23 protein-coding genes are annotated in these 22,717 nt (G+C 73.2%); 13 read left to right on the top strand and 10 right to left on the bottom strand.

Features of this window, described 5'->3' with window-relative positions; all coding sequences use genetic code 11:
• From E4P40_RS03600 to E4P40_RS28770, 3 genes are all read right to left on the bottom strand, one after another.
• On the bottom strand, positions 1-257 hold a 257-nt coding region (locus E4P40_RS03600), incomplete at its 3' end, for a VOC family protein (protein WP_209305177.1).
• A gap of 161 nt (positions 258-418) precedes the next feature.
• Positions 419-895, bottom strand: a complete 477-nt coding sequence (locus E4P40_RS28765) for a hypothetical protein (protein ID WP_245160120.1) — start codon at positions 893-895, stop codon at positions 419-421.
• A gap of 24 nt (positions 896-919) precedes the next feature.
• Entirely contained in the window at positions 920-1,267 is a 348-nt protein-coding gene (locus E4P40_RS28770) for a hypothetical protein (RefSeq protein WP_245160121.1), read from the bottom strand.
• Between the two features lie 151 nt (positions 1,268-1,418).
• Between E4P40_RS28770 and E4P40_RS03610 the strand changes: the two genes are divergently transcribed.
• From E4P40_RS03610 to E4P40_RS03620, 3 genes are read left to right on the top strand one after another with little or no spacing between them, the layout of a single operon-like run.
• The gene (locus tag E4P40_RS03610) at positions 1,419-1,856 is read left to right on the top strand and encodes an Lrp/AsnC family transcriptional regulator (protein WP_135157378.1); all 438 of its coding nucleotides are present in this window, start codon (positions 1,419-1,421) and stop codon (positions 1,854-1,856) included.
• 18 nt (positions 1,857-1,874) lie between these two features.
• Complete coding sequence (locus E4P40_RS03615) at positions 1,875-2,765, top strand: alpha/beta hydrolase (RefSeq protein ID WP_245160122.1); 891 nt, start codon at positions 1,875-1,877, stop codon at positions 2,763-2,765.
• A 52-nt stretch (positions 2,766-2,817) separates the two neighbouring features.
• Entirely contained in the window at positions 2,818-3,246 is a 429-nt protein-coding gene (locus E4P40_RS03620; protein WP_135157382.1) for a ChaB family protein, read from the top strand.
• A gap of 18 nt (positions 3,247-3,264) precedes the next feature.
• Here the strand turns inward: E4P40_RS03620 and E4P40_RS03625 are convergent, their stop codons facing one another.
• Both E4P40_RS03625 and E4P40_RS03630 read right to left on the bottom strand, forming a co-directional pair.
• Positions 3,265-4,572, bottom strand: coding sequence for a M24 family metallopeptidase (locus E4P40_RS03625; protein ID WP_135157390.1), 1,308 nt, complete (start codon positions 4,570-4,572; stop codon positions 3,265-3,267).
• Between the two features lie 52 nt (positions 4,573-4,624).
• Positions 4,625-5,776, bottom strand: coding sequence for a GGDEF domain-containing protein (locus tag E4P40_RS03630; protein WP_245160123.1), 1,152 nt, complete (start codon positions 5,774-5,776; stop codon positions 4,625-4,627).
• Between the two features lie 140 nt (positions 5,777-5,916).
• On the opposite strand from E4P40_RS03630, the gene E4P40_RS03635 reads away from it, so the two are divergent.
• From E4P40_RS03635 to E4P40_RS03655, 5 genes are all read left to right on the top strand, one after another.
• Complete coding sequence (locus E4P40_RS03635) at positions 5,917-6,390, top strand: cupin domain-containing protein (RefSeq protein WP_135157394.1); 474 nt, start codon at positions 5,917-5,919, stop codon at positions 6,388-6,390.
• 64 nt (positions 6,391-6,454) lie between these two features.
• Positions 6,455-6,637 carry a hypothetical protein gene (locus tag E4P40_RS03640; protein ID WP_135157396.1) on the top strand — a complete coding sequence of 61 codons (183 nt, stop codon included), beginning with the start codon at positions 6,455-6,457 and terminating at the stop codon, positions 6,635-6,637.
• 93 nt (positions 6,638-6,730) lie between these two features.
• Positions 6,731-7,426 (top strand): NADPH-dependent F420 reductase, encoded by a 696-nt coding sequence (npdG, locus tag E4P40_RS03645; protein ID WP_135157398.1) that lies wholly within the window; start codon positions 6,731-6,733, stop codon positions 7,424-7,426.
• A 72-nt stretch (positions 7,427-7,498) separates the two neighbouring features.
• On the top strand, positions 7,499-8,251 hold the full coding sequence (locus E4P40_RS03650) for a helical backbone metal receptor (RefSeq protein WP_135157400.1): 753 nt from the start codon (positions 7,499-7,501) through the stop codon (positions 8,249-8,251).
• A gap of 18 nt (positions 8,252-8,269) precedes the next feature.
• A complete protein-coding gene (locus tag E4P40_RS03655; protein WP_135157402.1) occupies positions 8,270-8,650 on the top strand; it encodes a DUF2784 domain-containing protein in 381 nt (126 codons plus the stop codon).
• On the opposite strand, the gene E4P40_RS03660 is transcribed toward E4P40_RS03655, so the two are convergent.
• The 4 genes from E4P40_RS03660 to E4P40_RS03675 all read right to left on the bottom strand — a co-directional run bounded on the left by E4P40_RS03660 (position 8,651) and on the right by E4P40_RS03675 (position 13,428).
• Positions 8,651-9,772, bottom strand: coding sequence for a nucleotide disphospho-sugar-binding domain-containing protein (locus tag E4P40_RS03660; RefSeq protein WP_135157404.1), 1,122 nt, complete (start codon positions 9,770-9,772; stop codon positions 8,651-8,653).
• A 69-nt stretch (positions 9,773-9,841) separates the two neighbouring features.
• Complete coding sequence (panB, locus tag E4P40_RS03665; RefSeq protein ID WP_135157406.1) at positions 9,842-10,672, bottom strand: 3-methyl-2-oxobutanoate hydroxymethyltransferase; 831 nt, start codon at positions 10,670-10,672, stop codon at positions 9,842-9,844.
• The gene (locus E4P40_RS03670) at positions 10,669-12,510 is read right to left on the bottom strand and encodes an NAD+ synthase (protein WP_209305178.1); all 1,842 of its coding nucleotides are present in this window, start codon (positions 12,508-12,510) and stop codon (positions 10,669-10,671) included. The genes panB and E4P40_RS03670 overlap by 4 nt, the downstream gene beginning before the upstream one ends.
• Positions 12,511-12,582: 72 nt before the next feature.
• Positions 12,583-13,428 (bottom strand): slipin family protein, encoded by an 846-nt coding sequence (locus E4P40_RS03675; RefSeq protein WP_135157414.1) that lies wholly within the window; start codon positions 13,426-13,428, stop codon positions 12,583-12,585.
• A 180-nt stretch (positions 13,429-13,608) separates the two neighbouring features.
• Between E4P40_RS03675 and E4P40_RS03680 the strand changes: the two genes are divergently transcribed.
• Both E4P40_RS03680 and E4P40_RS03685 read left to right on the top strand, forming a co-directional pair.
• Entirely contained in the window at positions 13,609-14,838 is a 1,230-nt protein-coding gene (locus E4P40_RS03680; protein ID WP_135157421.1) for an FAD-dependent oxidoreductase, read from the top strand.
• A gap of 118 nt (positions 14,839-14,956) precedes the next feature.
• Positions 14,957-16,297, top strand: coding sequence for a glutamine synthetase family protein (locus E4P40_RS03685; protein WP_135157423.1), 1,341 nt, complete (start codon positions 14,957-14,959; stop codon positions 16,295-16,297).
• Between the two features lie 6 nt (positions 16,298-16,303).
• On the opposite strand, the gene E4P40_RS03690 is transcribed toward E4P40_RS03685, so the two are convergent.
• Positions 16,304-18,232, bottom strand: coding sequence for a hypothetical protein (locus tag E4P40_RS03690; protein ID WP_135157425.1), 1,929 nt, complete (start codon positions 18,230-18,232; stop codon positions 16,304-16,306).
• A gap of 124 nt (positions 18,233-18,356) precedes the next feature.
• On the opposite strand from E4P40_RS03690, the gene E4P40_RS03695 reads away from it, so the two are divergent.
• The 3 genes from E4P40_RS03695 (at position 18,357) to E4P40_RS03705 (ending at position 22,695) form a co-directional block, all read left to right on the top strand.
• Positions 18,357-19,088 carry a type 1 glutamine amidotransferase gene (locus E4P40_RS03695; RefSeq protein ID WP_135157427.1) on the top strand — a complete coding sequence of 244 codons (732 nt, stop codon included), beginning with the start codon at positions 18,357-18,359 and terminating at the stop codon, positions 19,086-19,088.
• A gap of 19 nt (positions 19,089-19,107) precedes the next feature.
• Positions 19,108-22,218 (top strand): bifunctional [glutamine synthetase] adenylyltransferase/[glutamine synthetase]-adenylyl-L-tyrosine phosphorylase, encoded by a 3,111-nt coding sequence (locus E4P40_RS03700; protein WP_209305179.1) that lies wholly within the window; start codon positions 19,108-19,110, stop codon positions 22,216-22,218.
• Positions 22,219-22,353: 135 nt separating this feature from the next.
• Positions 22,354-22,695, top strand: a complete 342-nt coding sequence (locus tag E4P40_RS03705) for a CDGSH iron-sulfur domain-containing protein (RefSeq protein WP_245160124.1) — start codon at positions 22,354-22,356, stop codon at positions 22,693-22,695.
• Positions 22,696-22,717 lie beyond the last annotated feature (22 nt).

Raw genomic sequence — 22,717 nt, forward strand, 5'->3', positions numbered from 1 at the left:
CCCAGTGCGTTCTCCGGCTCCGCGCTGACCGCCTCCGGGGAATGGAACTTCGTCAGCTCGAGCCGGCCGTGGCCGTCCGGGGTCCGCATCATCGCGATGTCGACCCGGACGCCGTCGAGCCCGTTGACGCGGTCCACCCAACGTCCCTCGATCGGCGCCTCGCCCTCCAGCTCCATGCCGAGCTCCAGGAAGAACGCCTTGGCGGCCGCGAGGTCGTCGACGACGACGCTGACGTGGTCCATCCGCTGAATCGTCATGGTGGCTCTCCTTCTTACTCGCGCGACCCGTCGTGGCCACTCATATCCAGAGCGGAGCCGGCGCCGCACTTTCGACATCCCGTACCCCTCGACCGCGCTTCCGCGGAAGCGTTGCGGACGTCGTTGGGCGCGCCGGCGCGCTGCGGACCCTCGAGCCGTCGTCAGGCGCGGATCTCCAGCGTGCAGCACTTGACACTGCCGCCGGCCTTGAGCAGCTCGCTGAGGTCGACGCCGATGGGTTCGTAGCCGCGCTCGCGCAGCTGCTCCATCAGCCCGACCGCGGCCGACGGCAGCACGACGTGCCGGCCGTCGGACACCGCGTTCAGACCGAGCACGACGGCGTCCGCCTCGCTGGCCAGGACGGCGTCAGGGAAGAGGCGCTGCAGGACCCCGCGGCTGCCCGGGCTGAAGGCCTCCGGGTAGTAGGCGACGGTCCGGTCGTCGAGCACCGCGAGCGCGGTGTCGAGGTGGTAGAACCGCGGGTCGACGAGCTGCAGCGAGATCACCGGGATCCCGAACAGCTCCTGCACCTCGGTGTGGGCGCCGGGGTCGGTGCGGAATCCCGTGCCGGCGAGGACCAGCTCCCCGACGACGAGGAAGTCGCCCTCGCCCTCGTTGACGTGGACCGGCTCGGTCACGTCCTCGAGCCCGGCCGCGGCGAGCTAGGCGAGGTACGCCGGGCCCTCAGCGCGCCGCTCTGCGTGGGTGAACCGGGCGCCCAGGGCGCGGCCCTCGACCACGAGGCCGCCGTTGGCAGCGAAGACCATGTCCGGCAGGCCCGGCACCGCAGGGATGACCTCCACCTCGTGCCCCAGGTCGAGGTAGGTCTGGCGGAGGGTGTCCCACTGCCGCAGCGCGAGGTCCCGGTCCACGCCGAGGGCGACGTCCATCCACGGGTTGATCGCGTAGCTGACCTCGAAGTGCTCCGGCCGGCACATCAGGTAGCGGCGCGGGCTGGGGACGCGCTCAAGCGGGGAGGCCGTGCGCGGCCGGGGAAGGACTGCGGTCACCGGGAACTCCTGGGGAAGAGGGCGCCGACGGCGCCGGTCGGCTGAACGCTATGGCCCGGGTGATTCACAAACAATCGCGTTCCTTTGCGTCTTCTGAGCCCGTATGTTGCATGTACGCCGGGTGAACGTCGATTTGTTGCGCGGGGGGCCCATGGACGGCGTCGACAGCAAGGTGATCGGGTGTCTGCTGCGCAACGCCCGGGCGACACTCGCCGAGATCGGCGCCGAGGTGGGCCTGTCCGCACCGGCGGTCAAGCGCCGCATCGACCGGCTGGTGACCAGCGGCGCGATCCGCGGCTTCACCGCCCAGATCGACCCCGACGTCCTCGGCTGGCAGACCGAGGCGTACGTGGAGCTCTACTGCAAGGGCACCGTGGCCCCGGAGGACCTCCGGCGCAATCTCGAGCAGGTGCCCGAGGTCGTCGGCGCCGCGACGGTGTCCGGGCAGGCCGACGCCCTGGTCCACATGCTGGCCTCGGACGTGAAGCAGCTGGAGCGGGCGCTCGAGCGGATCCGCGACGAACCGAACGTCGACCACACGCGCAGCGTCATCGTGCTCTCCCGGCTGATCGACCGTCCGCGCGCCTGACCCGGCAGGATGCGGCCTGTGGCCGAGACGTTCTTCCAGGGGTTCGTGGAGGCACGGATCGACGTCGGAAACGGCGTCGAGCTGCGGGTCCGCACCGGTGGCGACGGCCCACCCGTGGTGCTGCTGCACGGGCACCCGCGCACCCACACCACCTGGCACCGCGTCGCGCCGCAGCTGGTCGCCGCGGGCCACACCGTCGTCTGCCCCGACCTGCGCGGGTACGGCCGCTCCTCCAAGCCGGAGACCACCGACGACCACGCCCCGTACTCGAAACGGGCGATGGCGGCGGACGTCGTCCGTCTGATGGCGGGGCTGGGGCACGAGCGGTTCGCCGTCGTCGGGCACGACCGGGGCAGCTACGTGGCGATGCGGACGGCGATGGATGCACCTGACGCCGTCACGCACCTCGCCGTCCTCGACTGCCTCCCGATCGTCGAGCACCTCGAGCGGGCCGATGCCCGGTTCGCCGCCGCCTGGTGGCACTGGTTCTTCTTCGCCCAGCCCGACAAGCCGGAGCGAGCCATCAACGCCGACCCCGCGGCCTGGTACGGGGCGCACACGCCGGGGAAGGTCGAGGCGCTCGGCGCGGAGAACCACGCCGACCACCTGGCGGCGATCTCCGACCCCGCGACCGTGCGGGCGATGCTGGAGGACTACCGGGCGGGTCTCACCGTCGACCGGGGGATCGAGGAGGCCGACCGCGCCGCGGGTCGGAAGGTGACCTGCCCGACCCTGGTGCTGTGGTCCAGCCGCGACGACCTCGAGGAGCTGCACGGCGACCCGAGGGCGGTCTGGGCCGACTGGACGACGGACCTCCGCGGTGGCGGCCCCATCGACAGCGGCCACCACATGGCCGAGGAGGCGCCCGACGAGCTGGTCGCGGCGCTCCTGCCGTTCCTGCGGATGTGATCATCGCGTCCCTGTCGGGTAAGGGCTGGTCCAGGACCCGAGAGGAGAGGTCATGCCGAAGACCACGAAGAGCGGCAGCGCGAAGCTGTCGGAACTGCCCAGCACGCTGAAGCGCTCGCCCAAGAAGGCGCAGCGGACCTTCGCGAAGGCCCACGACTCCGCGGCCTCCGAGTACGGCGACGAGAGGCGCGCCAACCAGGTGGCGTGGGCGGCGGTCAAGCACAGCTTCGAGAAGGTCGGCGACCACTGGGAGAAGAAGGCCGGCGGCAGGAAGGGCCCCTCCGACGCCCAGGCCGCGGGTGGGAAGAACACGAACCGCACGACCAAGGGCGGCGTGGACGCCAACGCGACCAAGGACCACCTGCTCACGCTGGCGAAGAAGCTCGGCGTGAAGGGACGGTCGAAGATGAAGAAGAAGGAACTCGTCGACGCCGTCCAGAAGGCGAACGACAAGAAGACGGCCGACGCCCGCAAGAAGTGATCCGACCGGGCGAGATCGTCAGCCGGGGATGAGGATCAGCTCGGTCTGGCGGCCGTCGAGGTACTCGACGCCGTCCTGGGTCAGGGCGATGCCCTGCTCGAGCGCCATCCGTACGCACTGCCCGTCCCACTCCGGCACCGGCCGGCGCACCGCGAGCTCCAGCGCGTAGGCGGTGTCGGGGTGGACGGGGTAGTCGCCTGCCCCGCGGACGCCGTCCTGCTGGTCCCACTGGCCGATCGCCGGACCGGCTCCGTGCCCGTGGACGCCCACGGGGTGGGAGTAGACGTCGGCGTCGATGCCCTCCTCCGCCGCGGCGGCCCGGGCGGCGGCGAGCACCTCGTTCCCGGTCCGTCCGGCGGTGAGCTCCGCGGTCGTCAGGTCCTGCATGCGGTTACCTGTGCGCAGCGCCGCGCGGAGGCCCTCCGGCGGTCCCTTCTCCTCGGGACGCAGCACGTAGCCGTTGCGCTGGGTGTCGGTCTTCAGCCCGAGGCTGGCCAGCCCGACGTCGCAGTGGACGAGGTCGCCGGGCTCGATCACCGCGTCGTAGGGGACGGCGGGCAGCAGCGTGCCCCGCTCCTCGACCAGCGGCACCCCGGCGCGCTGCAGGCCCACCGTCGGCTGGAACCACGGTTCGACGCCGAGGTCGTGCAGGCGCTGCCGGATCCACCAGGCGACGTCCAGCGCCGTCGTCGTACCCACCTGGATCACCGCGGGGGAGTAGGCCTCGTCGATGACCTCGTGGACGAGCCGGTTGAGGGCGTGCAGCGCCCGGATCTCCTCCGGCAGGCGGGTCTCCAGCCAGCCGACCGCCAGCTCCTCGGCCGACACCAGTCGCTCGGCGTACGGGCCGAGCGCCTCGACGAGCAGGCCGTGCTCGGTGTGCGACAGCCCGTCGGCCAGCGCGAAGGTCCCGGAGACGTCGATGCCGATGCGCCGAGGGTCGGCCTGCTCGACGAAGCGGCGGACGGCCGCCCACTGCGACTCCTCCGCCGGCAGGGTCGGCGCCTCGTCGGGCGACCAGGCAGGCAGGAACTGGCCGACCGGGTAGCGGGAGACGGCCACGGCCGTGACGCCGTCGTCACTGCGGTGCAGGGCCAGCATCGTGCGGCGGCGGGCCGACAGCCAGGTGGCGGGAAGCAGCGTGGCCAGGACCGGGTCCTCGTTGTACTCGCGGCCAACGACCAGCCAGAGCTCGATGCCGGTCCGGTCCATCAGGCCGGGCAGCAGGTCGAGGAGGCGCTGGGTGAGCCAGCGGTCCCGGACGTCGGCCTGCTCTCGCAGCGGCAGGGGAACCGCCCGCGTCGGGTCGGGCGCGCCCAGCGTCATGTGCCCTAGGGAAGCAGAAGACCGGACGGTCCACCGCTCGAGCGGACAAGCGCTAGGCCACGTCGCTGGCCGGAGCCTCGGGCACGGCCCGGTTCTCCCCGGGCAACGGCGACCGGGCCCGCGGCACCCACATCGACGCCACCCGGTCGCGCCCCTGCTGCTTCGCCTCGTACATGGCCGCGTCGGCGCGGTCGACCAGCCGCCACAGGGCGTCGGTCGCGTCCTCGCCGTCCACGGGCCGGGTCAGGGCGATCCCGATCGAGGCCGTGACGGCGTGCCCGTCGTCGGTGCGGCTGGCGGACACGGCGCTCCGGAGGCGCTCGGCGAGCCGTGCCGCCTCGTCCGGGTCGCCGACCAGGCCGAGGACGACGAGCTCCTCACCGCCGGTGCGGGCCAGCACGTCGGCGGGGCGCACGGTCGCGGTCAGCGACCCGGCGACAGCGCGGAGGACGGCGTCGCCGGCGGCGTGCCCATGGGCGTCGTTGAGCCGCTTGAAGTGGTCGAGGTCGAGCACCATCGCGGCCACCCGCGTCCCGTCGCGGCGCGCCTGCCGCCACAGCCGGGGCGCCTGCTCGACGAGGTACCGGCGGTTGTGGAGCCCGGTCAGCGGATCGAGGTGGGACAGCGTCTGCGTCGCCATGAGCAGCCGCTGGATGCGCACGCGGAGGATGAAGATCCCCAGCGCGCCGGCGTTCAGCATGCCCGCGCTCACCCCGACCTGGACCCCGAGGGCGACGGCGCTGTCGTAGCTCGGCCACAGGGCGACGAGGCAGACCACCGTCGTGACGACCATGTTGACGAGGAGCTCCCAGACGCCCAGGAACCAGGCGGCCACGAAGGCCGGGAACAGCAGCATCAGGGGTGTCGCGTACCGGACCGGGTCCTCGATGCAGAAGACGATGACGAGGTAGATCAGGTCGCCGAGCAGGACCAGCCCGAAGGTGTGCCACCGGCTGGCGCGCCTGCGCACGGCCAGGGGGACGGCGGCGACGATGCAGAGACCCATCGTGGCGGCGTAGAGCCACCGGGGTGCGCCGTCACGCAGCACCCCGTTCACGAAGAGGTTGATCGTGCCCATCGCGGCGCCGACGACGAGCAGCGCGGCCAGGGTGAGCGCCGCGACGCGGTGCTCGGGTCCGCGGCTCTTGGACGCATCGGGCACGTCGATGCCACCGAAGGGGCCGGGCTGCCACCGTCCGATCACCGGAGAAGGATGCCGCACAACCGGTCTGAAATGGGAACTTCGTCCCATCGTTACCGAGCCGGTACGCGCACCAGTGACGAGTCTCTCGCCCGCGCGCGGCAGGGTGCCGGTGGATCGGGCCGGCTGCCAGGGTGGCCCGCATGTCGCATGTGGACCCCGCGCTGGTCGACGTCCGGACCGCGGCCGACCACCCGCTCGTCTCCAACGGGCGGACCAGCAAGCTGCGCATGGTCGCCCCCGGCTCGGTGACCGCGGGGCGCTACGGCCTCCTCGAGTACCACGTCGCTCCGAACAGCCCCGGTGCGGCGCCGCACTTCCACCAGACCTTCTCGGAGTCCTTCTACGTGCTGACCGGGCAGCTCACCGTCTACCACGCAGGGTCGTGGGACCCGTTCGGACCGGGGGACTACGCGCTCGTGCACGAAGGGGGCGCCCACGGTTTCCGCAACGACGGCGACGAGTGGACGTCCTTCCTCATCCTCTTCGCCCCCGGGATCGCCCGCGAGAACTTCTTCCTGGAGATGGCCGAGCTCCGCCGGAGCGGCCGCACACCCACGCCCGAGGAGATGACGGCGTTCTACGCGCGCCACGACCAGGTGATGGTCGACCCCTGAGCATCAGTCCCGCGTCGGTGACAGGCTGGGCCTCGACCGCTCCGACTCCCCGAGGAGGCTGCTCATGGCCGGAGGGCCCTGGTTCTTCTGTCTCAAGCACCACACCGTCGAACCGCGCGACGGCTGCGCCGAGCGCCACCGGCTGGGCCCGTACGAGACCCGGGAAGAGGCGGAGCGCGCCCTGCAATCGGTGCGGGAGCGCGAGGAGCAGCTCACCGCGGAGGACCGCAAGTGGGAGGACGACTGACCGACGTCGTCCCCTCGTCACCGTCCCGTCGGCCGGTCCGTGCATGATCGGTCGGAGGGCTCCGGGCGTTCCGGGGCCGGCGGAGGGGGCGGGATGACCGACGGACGTGCGGTGGAGGACCTGGTCGTCGGGGTGCTGGGCGGCACCGGGCCACAGGGACGCGGGCTGGCCGTGCGACTGGCCGCCGCCGGCCAGCGGATCCTCCTCGGCTCCCGCGACGCGGACCGTGCCGCCGAGGTCGCCGCCGAGGTCGCCTCCCGGGCCGCCACCGCCGCCGGGGGGGTCGAGGTGTCGGTGCAGGGCGGCTCGAACGTCGACGTGGCCGGCGCCGCCGACCTGGTGATCGTCGCCGTCCCGTTCGCCGGGCATGCCGCCACGCTGGCGGAGCTGGCGACCCCGCTGGCCGGGAAGATCGTCGTCGACTGCGTCGTCCCCATGGGCTTCGACGAACTCGGCGCCTACGTCCTGGACGTCGAGGAGGGCAGCGTCGCCCAGCAGGCCGCGGCGCTGCTGCCCGACAGCCACGTCGTGGGCGCGTTCCACCACCTGTCCGCCGTCCTCCTCGAGGACCTCTCCCGGCCCACGATGGACGGCGACGTGATGGTCGTCGGCGACGACCGGGCGTCGATGGACACCGTGCAGGCGCTCGCCGGCCGGCTTCCCGGCATGCGGGGGATCTACGCCGGGCGGCTGCGCAACGCCCGGCAGGTCGAGGCGCTGACGGTCAACCTCGTCTCGGTGAACCGGCGGTACAAGGTGCACGCCGGGGTCCGTGTCACCGACGTCTGAAACAGGCCCCGTCCTCCCCAGCCTTCGCACGCTCAGGCCGGGACCCGGGACGGGGCCGAGAGGACCGAACCGGTGACTTCGTCCGATGACCAGGGCCAGGCGTTCGCCGGGGCTCCACCGCGGCGGGTCGTCTCCCTCGTCCCCTCGCTGACGGAGGCGATCGCCGCGACGGCCCCGGAGTTGCTCGTCGGCGCGACCGACTGGTGCACGCACCCCGCCGGGCTGGACGTCGCCCGGGTCGGCGGCACGAAGTGGCCGGACGTCGAGAAGGTGCTCACCCTCCGGCCGGACCTCGTAGTCGGGAACGCCGAGGAGAACCGGGACGAGGACGTCGCCGCGCTGCGGGCGGCGGGCGTCCCGGTGTGGATGACCGCTCCGGCGACGGTCGACCAGGCGCTGGACTCCCTGGACCGCCTCTGCGCGGTGCTCGGGACGCCCGGCCCGGCGTGGCTGTGCGAGGCCCGGGCGGTCTGGACGGACCCGCCGCAGGTGGCACCGGCGACCGCCGTCGTCCCCATCTGGCGGCGGCCCTGGATGGTGCTCGGGCGGGACACCTTCGCCGGCGACGTCCTCGCCCGGCTCGGCGTCCACAACGTCTTCGCGGGATCGCCGGACCGGTACCCACGGCTGGCGAAGGACGACCCGGCGGCCGTGCAGGCCAAACTGGTCGTCTTCCCCGACGAGCCCTACGCGTTCACCGCGGACGACGGCCCGGAGGCGTGGCCGCAGGCACGGCCGGTGTTCGTCAGCGGCCGGCACCTCACCTGGTACGGCCCGTCGCTGGTCGAGGCGCCCGGGGTGCTGATCGCCCGGCTCGGCGGCTGAGCGGGCCAGACTGGAACCGTGCTGCTCGCTGCCGGGGTCGCCGTCCTGCACGCGGCTGCGGTCCTGTTCATGCTCACCGGGTCGCTGCTCGCGCTGCGGTGGCCCCGGGTGCTGTGGCTGCACGTGCCGGTCAGCCTGGCGATCCTCGCGCTGTACCTGACCGACTCGGACTGCCCGCTCACCACCTGGGAGCTGCAGCTGCGGGAACGCTCGGGGGAGCCCGGCTACGACGGCGGGTTCATCGGGCACTACATCACCGCGCCGATGGGGTTCCCGATCGAGGCGACGTCCACCCAGGTCGGCATCTACGTCGTGGCGTTCCTGCCGAACCTCATCGGCTACGGCCTGCTGCTGGCCCGGGCCCTCCGCGCGAGGGACGCCGTCCGCTCGCCGGTGTGATCAGCGGGCCAGCGCGGCGAGCGGCTCGACCAGCTCGGCCGGCGCAGGCATGCCGGCGATCTCGTCGGCCACGTCGCGGGACGCCTGCTTCAGTGCTGGATCGCCGACCAGACGACGGAGATCGGCGGGGGTGATCTGCTCGGTGGGGATCGCCAGGCCGACGCCGCGGGCAGCGACGAGCTCGGCGTTCACCGCCCGGTCGCCGGCCCCCGGGGTGACCAGTTGCGGGATGCCGGCGGCCAGCGCCGTCAGGATCGTGCCGGCACCGCCGTGGTGCACGGTGGCTGCGGCCGCCGGGAAGACCGCCGGGAACGGGAGCCACTCGGTGGTCCGGACGTTGGCCGGCAGCGGTCCGCGGCTGACGTGCTTGTCCGGCCGGGCGAGGACGATCTCGACGTCCATCCCGGCTGCCGCCTCTACCACCCGGCTCATCAGCCGATCGGGACGCGGATCGGCCACCGTGCTGCGGCTGACGATGATCCGCGGCCGGGCGCCGGGGCGGGTGAGGTCCGCCGGCGCCGCACCGTCCCCGGGAACGGGGACGAACCGCATCGGCCGGCCACGCCGGGAGCCGACGAGGCTGGGCGGTGCCGTGCCCAGCACCTCGGCGGGTTCGGGCAGGTGCACGAGGCCGTGCCGGCGGGCCACCCCGCCCAGCCGTGCGGCCGTGACCGCGAACAGCCGCTCCGCGTCGAAGAACGTCATGTTGACGACGACCAACGGCACCCCACGACGGACGGCGGCGAGGGCTCCGACCGCGGCCAGCGCCTCCTGGACGACGATGTCCGGCCGCCATTCGTCGGCGAGCCGGACGACTCCATCGGCCATCCGGGCACCGAGCGCCGAGAACAGGACGCCGACGAAGGAGGGTTCCCGCTCCTCACCCGCGGCGGCGCGGCGTGCCTGCAGGGGGTGCGCCAGCGCCTGGCCCATGAACACCGGCATGACCCGGAGCCCGGGCGCGACGTCCCGGACGTCCAGCCCGCTCGATCTCCCCGCCGCCAGTCCCTCGGGCCCGGTCGCGAGGACGACGTCGTGTCCGGCGTCGCGCAGCGCGATGGCGAGGGGGAGCAGCGGCTGGACGTGGCCGACCATCGGTGAGGCGACGAAGAGCGCCCGCATGCGGTCAGACTGGCCGCACGCCCGTTGCGGCACAAGGGAGTTCGGACCGCTGTGCGGGCGGCGGACGGGCTACTCGAACGAATGCTCGGGGCCGGGGAAGGTCCCGCCACGGACGTCGTCGGCGTACTCCTTGGCCGCGCGCAGCAGTTGGGCCCGCAGGTCGGCGTACTTCTTCACGAACTTCGGGACCCGCCCGCCCGTGTAGCCGGCCATGTCCGGCCAGACCAGCACCTGGGCGTCGCAGTCCACACCGGCACCGATGCCGATCGTCGGGATGGCCAGCTCCTTGGTGACCTGCCCGGCGATCTCGGCGGGCACCATCTCCATCACGACGGCGAACGCCCCGGCCTCCTGGACCGCGAGCGCGTCCTCCATCAGCTTCTCGGCGCCGGCCCCGCGGCCCTGCACGCGGAACCCCCCGAGGGCGTGCTCGCTCTGCGGCGTGAAGCCGATGTGGGCCATGACCGGGATGCCGGACTCCACGATCTTCCTGATCTGCGGCGCGACCCGGACGCCGCCCTCGAGCTTGACCGCCTGCGCACCGCCCTCCTTCAGGAACCGGAAGGCAGTGGCCAGCGCCTGGTCGGGGCCGGCCTCGTAGCTGCCGAACGGCATGTCCGCGACGACCATGGTCCGCTGCGTCGAGCGGGTCACCGCCTTGGTCAGCAGCAGGATGTCGTCGACGGTCACCGGCACCGTGCTGGTCAGCCCGAGGACGACGTTGCCCGCGGAGTCGCCCACGAGCAGGACGGGGATGCCGGCCTCCTCGAACACCGAGGCGCTCACGGTGTCGTAGGCGGTGAGCATCGCCCACTTCTCGCCGCGCTCCTTCGCCTGCTGGAGGTGGTGCACACGCACCCGCGCGGCGGTGCCCCCGCCGTAGACCACGGACTCGCTCATGAGTGGGCTGCTCCTTCGCGCACGCTCGGCAGGGACTCGCGCCAGCGGTTGGTGATGGGCAGGCGCCGGTCCCGGCCGAACGCCTTCAAGCTGATCTTCGTTCCCGGCGCCGACTGGCGGCGCTTGAACTCGGCCGCGTCCACCAGCCGCAGCACGCGGGCCACCGTCTCGGCGTCGTGCCCTCGCTCGAGGAGCTGGGCCATGCCGAGGTCGCCGTCGACGTAGTCGGCGATGATCGCGTCGAGCTCGTCGTAGGCGGGGAGGGAGTCGCTGTCGACCTGGCCCGGGGCCAGCTCCGCCGACGGCGGCTTGTCGATGCAGTGCTGGGGGATGGGCTCCACCTCGCCGCGCGTGCGGGCCTGGCGGTTGCGCCAGCGGGCCAGCTCCCACACCAGGGTCTTGGGCACGTCCTTGATCGGGCCGAAACCGCCCGCCGAGTCGCCGTACAGCGTCGAGTACCCGACGGCGACCTCGCTCTTGTTGCCGGTCGTCAGCAGCAGGTGCCCGTGCTGGTTGGACAGCCCCATGAGGAGGGTGCCGCGCACCCGCGCCTGCAGGTTCTCGGCCGCGACCCCGGTGAGCTCCACCGAGCCGTGGTACGCGTCGACCATCGGCGCGATCGGCACGACCGAGTAGTGCAGTCCCACGCGGTCGGCCAGCTCCTGGGCGTCGCTGAGCGAGTGCGCGCTGGAGTGGACCGACGGCATTCCGACGCCGTGCACCCGGTCCGCGCCGAGCGCGTCGGCCGCGACCACGGCCACGACCGCGGAGTCGATCCCGCCGGAGAGGCCGAGCACGACCGAGGGCATGCCGTTCTTCTCGATGAAGTCGCGCAGGCCCAGCACCAGGGCGCGCCAGACCTCCTCGCAGTCGGTCAGCGGCTCGGCGACCGAGCCCGGCCGCGCCTCGAACGCCTGCACCGGCTCCTCCGAGAGGACGTGCCGGGTGACCGTCATCGGCCCGATCCGGCCGTCACGGCGTTCGGGGACGGCCGACGGATCGATCGCGAGGTCGACGGTCAGCAGGTGCTCGACGAACTGCGGCGCGCGGGCCAGCAGGTCACCGGTGGGGGAGACGGCCAGCGAGTCGCCGTCGAAGACGAGCTCGTCCTGGCCGCCGACCTGGTTGCAGTAGACGACCGTCGCCCGCGCCTCTGCCGCCCGGCGGCGGACCAGCGGCAGCCGCAGGTCGTCCTTGGCGCGCTCGTACGGCGACGCGTTGGGGGAGACGACGAGGTCGACCCCGGCCTGGCCGGCGACGCCGCACGGTCCGCCCTCCACCCAGAGGTCCTCGCAGATGGTGAGCGCCACGTCGATCCCGCGGAAGCGCACGACCGGCAGCTCGGTGCCCGGCACGAAGTAGCGCGCCTCGTCGAAGACGCCGTAGTTGGGCAGGTGCCGTTTGTAGTAGCGGACGACGACCTCGCCGCCGTGCAGCAGCGCGGCGGCGTTGCGCGGGGCACCGCGGCGCGGGTTGGCGTCGCCGGGGGAGTCGAGGTCGTCGGTCGGTGTGTGGTCGACCGGGGCCGGCCCCGCGCCTTCGGTGTGCGCCAGGTATCCCACGACCACGGCGACCTCCCCGAACCCGTCCTCGGCGAGGCGGGTCGCGAGGTCGACGAGGGCGTGCTCGCTGGCGGAGGCGAAGGACTCACGCAGCACCAGGTCCTCGGCGGGGTAGCCGGTCAGGGTCATCTCGGGGAAGACGACGAGGTGCGCGCCCTCCCCGGCGGCCTTCGCCGTCCACGTGCGGACCAGGTCGGAGTTGCCCGCCAGGTCGCCGACGCGGGTGTCGATCTGGGCCAGCCCCACCCGCAACTGCACCTGCTGCCGATCGCTCACGGGCACATCCTCGTCTCGCCGCCCGGTGGGGGGCCAGACGAGGGGGGGGGGGACCGGCGTCACGCCGACGGCTCAGCGCCCGTTGGCCCCGCGCGCCGCCGGGCCGGGCACGGCCGCCCGTGGCTCCGGAACCTCGGCGGTGGACGGCGTCGTCCCGGCGTCGGGGGTGGCCCGCTCCAGGAAGCGGAGCAGCTCGACCGGGAACGGCAGGACCAGCGTCGAGTTCTTCTCGGCCGCGACCTCGACGACGGTCTGGAGCAGGCGGAGCTGCAGCGCCGCCGGGTGCGCGGCCATCACCTCGGCGGCCTGCGCCAGCTTCTCCGACGCCTGCAGCTCGCCCTCCGCGGTGATGACCCGCGACCGCCGTTCCCGCTCGGCCTCCGCCTGGCGGGACATCGACCGCTTCATGGACTCCGGCAGTGCGACGTCCTTGATGTCGACCCGGTCGATGTGGATGCCCCAGTCGACGGCGGGACTGTCCAGCATCAGCTCGAGGCCCTGGTTGAGCCGCTCGCGGTTGGACAGCAGGTCGTCGAGCTCGCTCTTGCCGATGATCGACCGCAGCGACGCCTGGGCGACCTGGGCGATCGCCGCCTCGTAGCTCTGCACGCCCACGACGACCCGCACCGGGTCGAACACCTTGAAGTAGACGACGGCGTCGACCTTCACGGTGACGTTGTCGCGCGTGATGCCCTCCTGTGCGGGCACCGGCATGGTGATGACCTGCATGTTCACCTTGTGCAGCCGGTCGGCGACCGGGGCGATGAAGGTCAGGCCCGGTTCGCGGACCTCGCCCCGCAACCGGCCGAAGCGGAGCAGCACACCCTTCTCGAACTGGGTGACGACCCGGACGCTGGCGCCCAGCAGCACCAGCACCACGAGGGCCAGGATCGCGAGAACTGCGAGAACGACGTCCATGTCGGCCTCCATCGGCGCCGACGTCCGACGGGTCTGGAGGTGGCCGGCGGCCTCGACGTCCTGAGTGCGCCCAGCGTAGATCCGTTCCGCGTCCTCCGGTGCCCTGTACGGCCTGCTGTGGGAGGACGCTCGTCCCCGTCAGGAGTTCTTCGCCCTCACCGGCTCGGGAGGCTGACCGCCATGCCTGTTCAGGAACCGTTCGTCATCGTCGGCGGGGGGCTGGCCGGCGCCAAGGCCGCCGAGACCCTCCGGTCCGAGGGTTTCGACGGCCCACTGGTCCTCGTGGCGGAGGAGCCCGAGCTGCCCTACGAGCGGCCGCCGTTGTCCAAGGGCTACCTGCTCGGGAAGTCCCCGCGCGCCAGCGCGCAGGTCCACGACGCCGGGTGGTACGGGACGCACGACGTCGACCTGCGGGCCGGAGTCGGCGCGACGTCCCTGGACCCGGGCGCGCACCGCCTGACGCTCGACACGGGGGAGGAGCTCGGCTACGCGAAGCTGCTGCTGGCCACCGGCTCGTCCGCACGGCGGTTGCCCGTCCCGGGCGCCGACCTGGACGGCGTCCGGTACCTGCGCACCCTCGCCGACTCCGACCGCCTCGTCGCCGACCTCTCCGGTGGCGGCCGCACCGTCCTGGTCGTGGGCGCCGGATGGATCGGCCTCGAGGTCGCCGCGGCCGCACGCCAGCACGGCAACGCGGTGACGGTCGTCGAGCCGCAGCCCACCCCGCTGCACGCCGTCCTCGGCCCGGAGATGGGGAAGGTGTTCGCCCGACTGCACCGCGGCCACGGCGTCGACCTGTTCACCGACACCACCGTCCGCGAGTTCCGCGGAACCGGTGGGCGGGTGGAGGCCGTCGTCACCGACGGCCACGCCGGGCTGCCCGCCGACGTCGTCGTCGTCGGGATCGGTGCGGTGCCGAACACCGGCCTCGCCGCGGCGGCCGGGTTGGACGTCGACAACGGCATCGTCACCGACCACTCCCTCCGCACGTCGGCGCCCGACGTCTTCGCGGCAGGGGACGTCGCGTCGGCGTTCTCACCGCTCTACGGCCGGTACGTGCGCGTGGAGCACTGGGCGAACGCGCTGAACCAGGGTCCGGCAGCGGCCCGGTCGATGCTCGGTCAGGAGGTCACCTACGACCGGGTGCCGTACTTCTACACCGACCAGTACGACCTGGGCATGGAGTACTCGGGGCTGGCCGGCCCCGGGGCCACGGTGGTCTGCCGGGGCGCCCCGGAGAGCGGGGAGTTCATCGCGTTCTGGATGGAGGAGGGGCGGGTCACCGCCGGCATGAACGTCAACGTCTGGGACGTCACCGGCCCCATCCAGCAGCTGATCCGGATGCGCCGGCAGGTGCCCGTCGCCTCGCTCACCGACCCGGGGACGCCGCTGGAGCGGCTGGCCTCCTGACCGCGACACGCACCTCGTCGGCCGCCCGCCCGTGTGCGGAACGCCGCGACGAGGCAGGCTGGGGCCGAATCAAGACGCCGTCACACCCCGGAAACGAGCGGACGCGATCATGGCGAGCATGGACCGACAGCAGGAGTTCGTCCTGCGCACCCTGGAAGAGCGTGACATCCGGTTCGTCCGGCTGTGGTTCACCGACGTCTCCGGCTACCTGAAGGCCGTCGCCGTGGCACCGGCCGAGATCGAGGCGGCCTTCGCCGAGGGCATCGGCTTCGACGGCTCGGCGATCGAGGGCTTCGCCCGCGTCTACGAGTCGGACATGCTCGCCAAGCCCGACCCCGGCACGTTCCAGGTCATGCCCTCGGCCAAGGGGCAGCCCAGCGACACCGCGCGGATGTTCTGCGACATCACGCTGCCCGACGGGTCACCCGCCTGGGCCGACCCGCGGCACGTGCTGCGCCGGGCGCTGGCCAAGGCCGCCGACATGGGTTTCACCTTCTACACCCACCCCGAGATCGAGTTCTTCCTCCTGAAGGACCTGCCGACCGACGGCAGCCCGCCGCAGCCGGCCGACACCGGGGGCTACTTCGACCTGTCCACGCACAACGTGGCGCACGACTTCCGCCGGGAGGCGGTCTTCGCGCTGGAGGCCATGGGCATCTCGGTGGAGTTCAGCCACCACGAGGTCGCGCCCGGCCAGCAGGAGATCGACCTGCGCTACGCCGATGCGCTGTCCATGGCCGACAACATCATGACGCTGCGGCACGTCGTCCGTGAGGTCGCGCTGGCGCAGGGCGTGCACGCCACCTTCATGCCCAAGCCGTTCACCGACCTGGCCGGCTCGGCGATGCACACCCACCTCTCGCTCTTCGAGGGCGACCGCAATGCCTTCCACGACGCCGCCGACCCGATGCGGCTGTCGGCGACCGGCAAGCAGTTCATCGCCGGCCTGCTCACCCACGCCCGCGAGTACACGGCCGTCACGAACCAGACGGTCAACTCCTACCGGCGCCTGCTCGCCGGCACCGAGGCGCCGACCGCCGCCACCTGGGGCCGCGCGAACCGGTCGGCGCTCGTCCGGCTGCCCTCGTACAAGCCGAGCAAGGCGCAGTCCGCCCGCGTCGAGGTGCGCTCGCCGGACTCCGCCTGCAACCCGTACCTGACCTTCGCCGTCCTCCTCGCCGCGGGACTGCGCGGGATCGAGAAGGGCTACGAGCTCCCGCCGGAGGCCGAGGACGACGTCTGGTCGCTCACCGACACCGAGCGGCGCGCGGCCGGCTACGAGGACCTGCCCGTCTCCCTGGGCGAGGCCCTCACCGCCATGCAGGGCAGCGAGCTGGTCGCCGAGACCCTCGGGGAGCACGTCTTCGAGTTCTTCCTCCGCAACAAGTGGGAGGAGTTCAACTCCTACCGGCAGAACGTCACGCCGTTCGAGCTGCGCCGCTACCTGCCCGGCCTGTAACCGGGGTCAGGACGACGGCGCGACGTCACCGACCACCCCGGAGTCGATGCAGACGCCGAGACCCACGGTGTCGGAGCGCACCGTCAGCTGACCACCGCCCCCGGACAGGCGGAGGAACACGGTGTGCAGGCCCTTCTCCACGGGCACCCGGACGGGGTCGCCGGAGTCCAGCGCGACGGTCATGACGCCGTCGCGACCTGCGAGGTAGTTCAGCTGCACGGTCCAGGGCAGGGGGATGAGCGGTCCGCTCAGTCCGACGGCAGTCGTCTCTCCCGACTGCACTCCCCACCCACAGCCGGTGAGCGGGCCGGGCTCGACGGTCCTCAGGGGGGTCACGGCGGCCGGCCGGAGGTTCCCGGCCTCGTCGAACACCTGCAGACGGTCCGTCACCTGGCCGAACTGCGGTCGGTCGGTGTACGGGCGGAAGAGCACGGCGGTGGTGTTGTAGGGCACCCCGAGGCCCCACATGATGTCCTGCGGAACGGCCTGGTCCAGCAGTGGCGAGTCGCCCGCGGCGGCGAGCTCGGACCGGGCGGTCGTGAAGTAGTCCCGGGCGGGGTCGACCTCCCATGCCTCGACGTGACCGACGGTGGAGATCGTCGCGCCCGCGAGGTAGACGACGGTGAGCGCGGGAACGAGCAGTCGGCCGACCCAGCGGCCCGGCATGCTGCTGCGCACGCGTGCGCCCGCCTCGGCCGCCGCCTCCTGGAGCAGCGCCCGGATCCGGCCCGCGGCCGGCGCCGGGGCACGGGCCGGCAGAGCGAACAGCAGCGCGACGACGATCGCCAGGAGCACCGGCTCGGCCGGGTAGTAGCGGTAGGAGAGGGGCAGGAACTCGGCGAACCCGAACGCCGAGCGCCCGAGGCCGACCAGCACCACGTTGATCGTCACGTAGCCGGTGGCGATCAACCACAGCACCGGAGCGCCGCGGCGTCGACACGAGGTCCACACCACCAGCGCCAGCAGCGCCACGACGCTCACGGTGAACAGCCCAGGAGGTACCGCGGCCATCGGGGTACCGCCCGGCTGCTCCGTCCAGGCCCAGGGACCACCGACGAGGCCGGGGACGAGGTTCGAGCCGAAGTGGCGGACCGTGTCGACCAGCTGGGCGACGGTCACCGCGCTGTACTCCTCGTTCGGCACCGCGGCGAGGAAGGCAGCGGTCCAGCCGGCCAGGACCAGCAGGATGCCCAGCCACAGCGCGCGGGTACGGCGCCAGACCTCGCGCAGCGGCGTGGCCACACCCTCGACGTGCAGCAGGAGAGCGAGCACCGCGAGCGCAAGGAGCGGGATGGTCACCGCGCGCTCGGAGAACAACAGGGTGACGGCGAGGCCCAGTGGCGCGGTCACCGCGTAGCGGGTGCGCCCCGTGCGGAGGTAGAGAACGGAGTCGGCCACCACCCACGCGACCCCTGCCTGGAGCGGGACCGTCTGCATGGTCGCCGACCACCAGGTGAAGCCGCCGAGGTTGAGGGCGGAGAAGAGGTACGCGGCGAGGGGGACGAGCATCGCGGGGCGGTCGCCCATGAACACCCGGATCAGTCGCCAGACGGCCAGGGAGGCCAGGGCGCTCAGGACGACGGACGCAGCGAGAAGAGGCCACCACTCCATCGGGTCCAGACGGATGAGCGCGCCGCTGAGGACCAGCGCACCCGGTACGAGGTGGCCTCCGCGCCCCTCGAACAGGAACTCCGAGGAGAACAGGCTCATCGCCATCGACTGGCTGGCGAGCGAGAGGTCGTCACCGAAGAGCCACCGGTCGTCGAGGACCCAGGCCCGCGAGGCGACCTGGACGAGCACGAGCACACCGGCGCAGAGCAGCACCACCCGCTGGGATGTCCACCCCTGCCGGAAGCCGGCCCGCCGGGGACCGGCGGTCTCGTTTCCGGATCCCTCGGCGGGGTCGGAGAGCGACAGCTCTGTCGCTGTGATCAATGCGCCTCCTCGATCGGCCCGGCGAGTTTAGAGGCTGATCGGGCTCGTTCCACGCCCGCAGCCGGAATCCCACCCGTTGTGTGGGGCCGGGGAACGCCTGGCCGGACGCGACTAACCTCGCGGCGTGGCCCGCTTGCTCGTCGTCGTCGTCCATGAGACGGATCCGCCCGCCCGCCTGGGCGACTGGCTTCGCGCGGCGGGCGCCGAGCTCGACGAACGCCGGGTGCACGAGGGTGACCCGCTCCCGCAGACGCTCGAGGAGCACGACGGCCTGGTCGTCCTGGGCGGCCCGCAGTCGGCCCTGGACGACGAGCAGACCAGTCCCGAACTCGTCGGTGTCCGCGAACTGCTCCGGCAGGCGCTGGCGGCGGACTTCCCGACCCTGGCCGTCTGCCTGGGTGCCCAGCTGCTCGCGCAGGTGGGCGGGGGGAACGTGCGCGCGGGCATCGACGGCCCCGAGGTGGGTGCCCTGCTTGTCGCCAAGCGCGACGCCGCCGACGCCGATCCGGTGTTCGGCCCGCTGCCGCTGTCGCCCGACGTCATGCAGTTCCACCACGACGAGATCTCCGAGCTGCCGTCCGGGGCCACGCTGCTGGCCAGCAGCCCGATGTACGTCAACCAGGCCTTCCGGGTCGGCCGGCACGTGTACGGCCTGCAGTTCCACATCGAGACGACGCCGGAGATCATCCACGAGTGGGCCGAGCGGGACGTCGTCGGCGTGGCCGCCAGCCCGTACGACCGCGAGACCATCTGCCTCCTCTCCGACGAGGCGCACCCGCACATCGAAGAGGTGTGGGCCCCGTTCGCCGCCCGCTTCGCCGATCTGGTGCGGGCCTGCGCGCGCCAGGCCGCCTGACCGGCTCGACGGGATCGCCGTGACGCTGGCAGACGAGGAGATCCCGCGCCCCGCCGTGGTGCGCCTGGTCCGGTTCGGGTTCGAGGACGGCGCCCGGGCCGCCCGGCTGCTGTCCGACCCCGCGCTCGGCCTCTGGGACCTCGAGCGGAACGAGCCGGCCGATCCGGAGGCGGGTCCGGTGATCGCGGCGCTGGCGCGGGCCGGCGACCCCGATCTCGCCGTCCGCTCCCTGCACCGGCTGGTCGAGGCCCTCGACGGCTCCGACACCTCGGGTGCGGCCGCCGCGGCGCTGCTCGCGGGCCTGCGTGGCTCGGGTCTGCTGCGCAGCCGGCTGCTGTCGGTGCTGGGAGCGAGCTCCGGGCTGGCCGACCACCTCGCCGCGCACCCGGACGACTGGACGGTCCTGGACGACGACGCCGACGGCATCCCCCGTGGCTCCGACCGGCCCGGGGCGGAGGACCTGCGACGGGACATGCTGGCCGCCGTCGGCGCCGACCCCGACGACCCGCCGTGGGGCGTGAAGCTGGGGAAGGGCGCCCCGGACGCCTCGCCCCCGCGGGTCGCGGCGCTGCGGTCGGCCTACCGGCGGGCGATCCTCTCCCTCGCCGGGCGCGATCTCGGTGACGGGCTGCCCGCCGAGGAGGCGGCCGCCGAGCTGGCCGACATCGCCGGTGCGGTCCTCACCGCGGGGCTGGCGCTCGCCGTCGCCGAGCAGCCGGCGTCCGCCGCGCCGTGCCGGCTGGCCGTCATCGCCCTCGGCAAGACCGGCGGGCGCGAGCTCAACTACGTCAGCGACGTCGACGTCGTGTTCGTGGCCGAGCCCGTCGACCCGTCGGACTCCGAGAGCGCGGCCCTGAGCAGCGCCACCAAGGTCGCGGCGGCCCTGATGCGGATCTGCCACCAGGCGGCCTGGGAGGTCGACGCCGCCCTCCGTCCCGAGGGCAAGGCCGGCGCGCTGGTCCGCACCGTTGCCGGCTTCGAGTCCTACTACCGGCAGTGGGCCAGCACCTGGGAGTTCCAGGCCCTGCTGAAGATGCGCCCCGTGGCCGGCGATCCGGATCTCGGCCGGGCCTGGGTCGACACCCTCTGGCCGCTGGTCTGGACTGCCGGCGACCGCCCGGGGTTCGTGGCCGAGGTGCAGGCGATGCGCCGCCGGGTGGAGGCCAACATCCCGCCCGCGCAGGCCGAACGGGAGCTCAAGCTCGGCCGCGGCGGTCTGCGCGACGTCGAGTTCGCCGTCCAGCTGCTGCAGATGGTGCACGGGCGGGCTGATCCGACGCTGCGGCTGGGCGGCACGCTGCCGGCGCTGCAGGCGCTGTCCGCGGGCGGGTACGTCGGGCGGGACGACGCGGCGACGCTCATCGCGTCCTACCGGTTCCTCCGCACCGTCGAGCACCGCCTGCAGCTGCTGCGGCTGCGGCGCACCCACCTGCTGCCGACCGACGAGCAGCAGCTGCGCTGGCTGGCCCGGTCCCTGGGCTACAAGCCCGACGCCCGCGGCAGCGCCGTCGCCGTCCTCGAGGCGGAGCTGGCCCTGCACACCCGCGAGGTCCGGCGGCTGCACGAGAAGCTCTTCTACCGGCCGCTGCTGTCGGCGGTGGCCCGCGTCCCTGGCGAGCACCTGCAGCTCGGCTCGAAGGCGGCGGGGGACTGGCTCCGGGCGCTGGGCTTCGCCGACCCCGAGGGAGCCCTTCGGCACCTCGGGGCGCTCACCAGCGGCGTCTCCCGGTCGGCGTCCATGCAGAAGTACCTGTTGCCGGTGCTGCTGCAGACGTTCGCGTCCTGCCCGAACCCGGACGCCGGCGTCCTGGCCTACCGCCAGGTGAGCGAGGCGCTCGGGGGCAACCAGTGGTTCCTCCGGCTGCTCCGCGACGAGGGGCAGGTGGCCGAGCGGCTGGCCCAGCTCCTCGGCTCCAGCCAGTACATCGCCTCGCTGCTGACCAGGACCCCGGAGGCGCTGCGCCTGCTGGCCGCCGACGCCGAACTGGAGCCGCGGAGCGCGAGCACGCTGGCCGGCGCCTGGCGGCAGGCCGCCGGCCGGGCCGTCGACCCGAAGTCCGGCATCCAGGTGCTCCGCGGCCTGCGCCGCCAGGAGCTGCTGCGGATCGCCTCGGCCGACCTGCTCGGGCGGCTCGACGTCGTGCGGCTGGGGCACGCGCTCACCGACGTCGCCGTCGCCACCCTGCAGGTGGGGCTGGACGTCGCCGAGCGCGCCTACGCGCTCGAGGCGGGCATCGACGTGGCCGACATGCCGATGGATCTCGCGGTCATCGGCATGGGCCGGCTCGGGGGCGCGGAGATGGGGTTCGGCTCCGATGCCGACGTCCTGTTCGTGCACCGGGCGCGCCCGGGCGCCGACGAGGGCAGGGCCTCCGCCGCGGCCAACGCGGTCGCCCACGCGCTGCGGCGGCTGCTGAGCGAGCCGGCGCCCGACCCGGCGTTCGAGGTCGACGCCGACCTGCGGCCGGAGGGTCGCCAGGGGGCGCTGGTCCGCAGCATCGACGCGTTCCGCGAGTACTACGAGCGCTGGGTCTCCGTCTGGGAGGTGCAGGCGCTGCTGCGCGCCGTGCCGGTCGCCGGGGACGAGGAGCTGGGCGCGGCCTTCGTCGCCCTGATCGACCCGATCCGGTACCCCGCCGGCGGGCTCACCGACGAGCAGGTCGCCGAGATCCGCCGCATCAAGGCACGGGTGGAGCGCGAGCGGCTGCCGCGGGGTGCCGATCCGGCGACGCACACCAAGCTCGGCCGCGGTGGGCTGTCCGACGTCGAGTGGACCGTCCAGCTGCTCCAGCTGCAGCACGGAGCCGAGAGGCCGGCGCTGCGCGCGCCGTCCACCGTCGACGGGCTGCATGCGCTGGGGGACGCGCACCTGCTCGATGCCGCCCAGCTGGACGCCCTGCGCTCGGCCTGGGAGCTGGCGACGCGTGCCCGGAACGCGATTTTCCTGGTGCGCGGTCGGCCGAGCGACCAGCTGCCGCGGCCCGGCCTCGAGCTGGTCGGCGTCGCGCGGGCCTGCGGCTACGGGCCCGACCTGGATCCCGGCCAGTTCCTCGACGACTACCGGCGGGTCACCCGGCACGCGCGGTCGGTCGTCGACGACGTCTTCTACGGCCGGCCGGCGACGGGGTAGCTGCCGTCGGCACGGCCTCCGGCGGCGTCGGACACGCGCGAGCACCGGCCCGGCCCGACCCGAGCGGGTCACCCGGGCGGGGGCCCGTCCGGCGGGATGCGTGTGCGGGCAGGAGGAGCGGGGCAGAGTGGACGTGTGTCACGACCGCTGCCCACCGAGCCGGACCGCCCCGACGAGGGGCAGGACCCGGACATCGAGGCCCTGCTGGCGTCGCCGGCGGCCGCCCAGGGGGACGGCGCGACTATCACTCCCTACCGTGACGGCCCGCTGATCGTGCGAGGGGACTTCCGGCTCGTCGACCCCGACGGCGCCGTGATCGATCCGGGCCGCAAGACCATCGCACTGTGCCGGTGCGGCAAGTCGGGCATCAAGCCGTTCTGCGACGGCGCGCACAAGCGGTCGGGCTTCTCCGCCCCTAGCGCCCCCAGCCGGCCGCGGCCCGCGGCCCGGATCGTGCGCGAGGCCGGCGAGGACTGAGACCGTTCACCCTCGCGTGTGC

It is taken from the genome of Blastococcus sp. CT_GayMR20 (assembly GCF_004570345.1).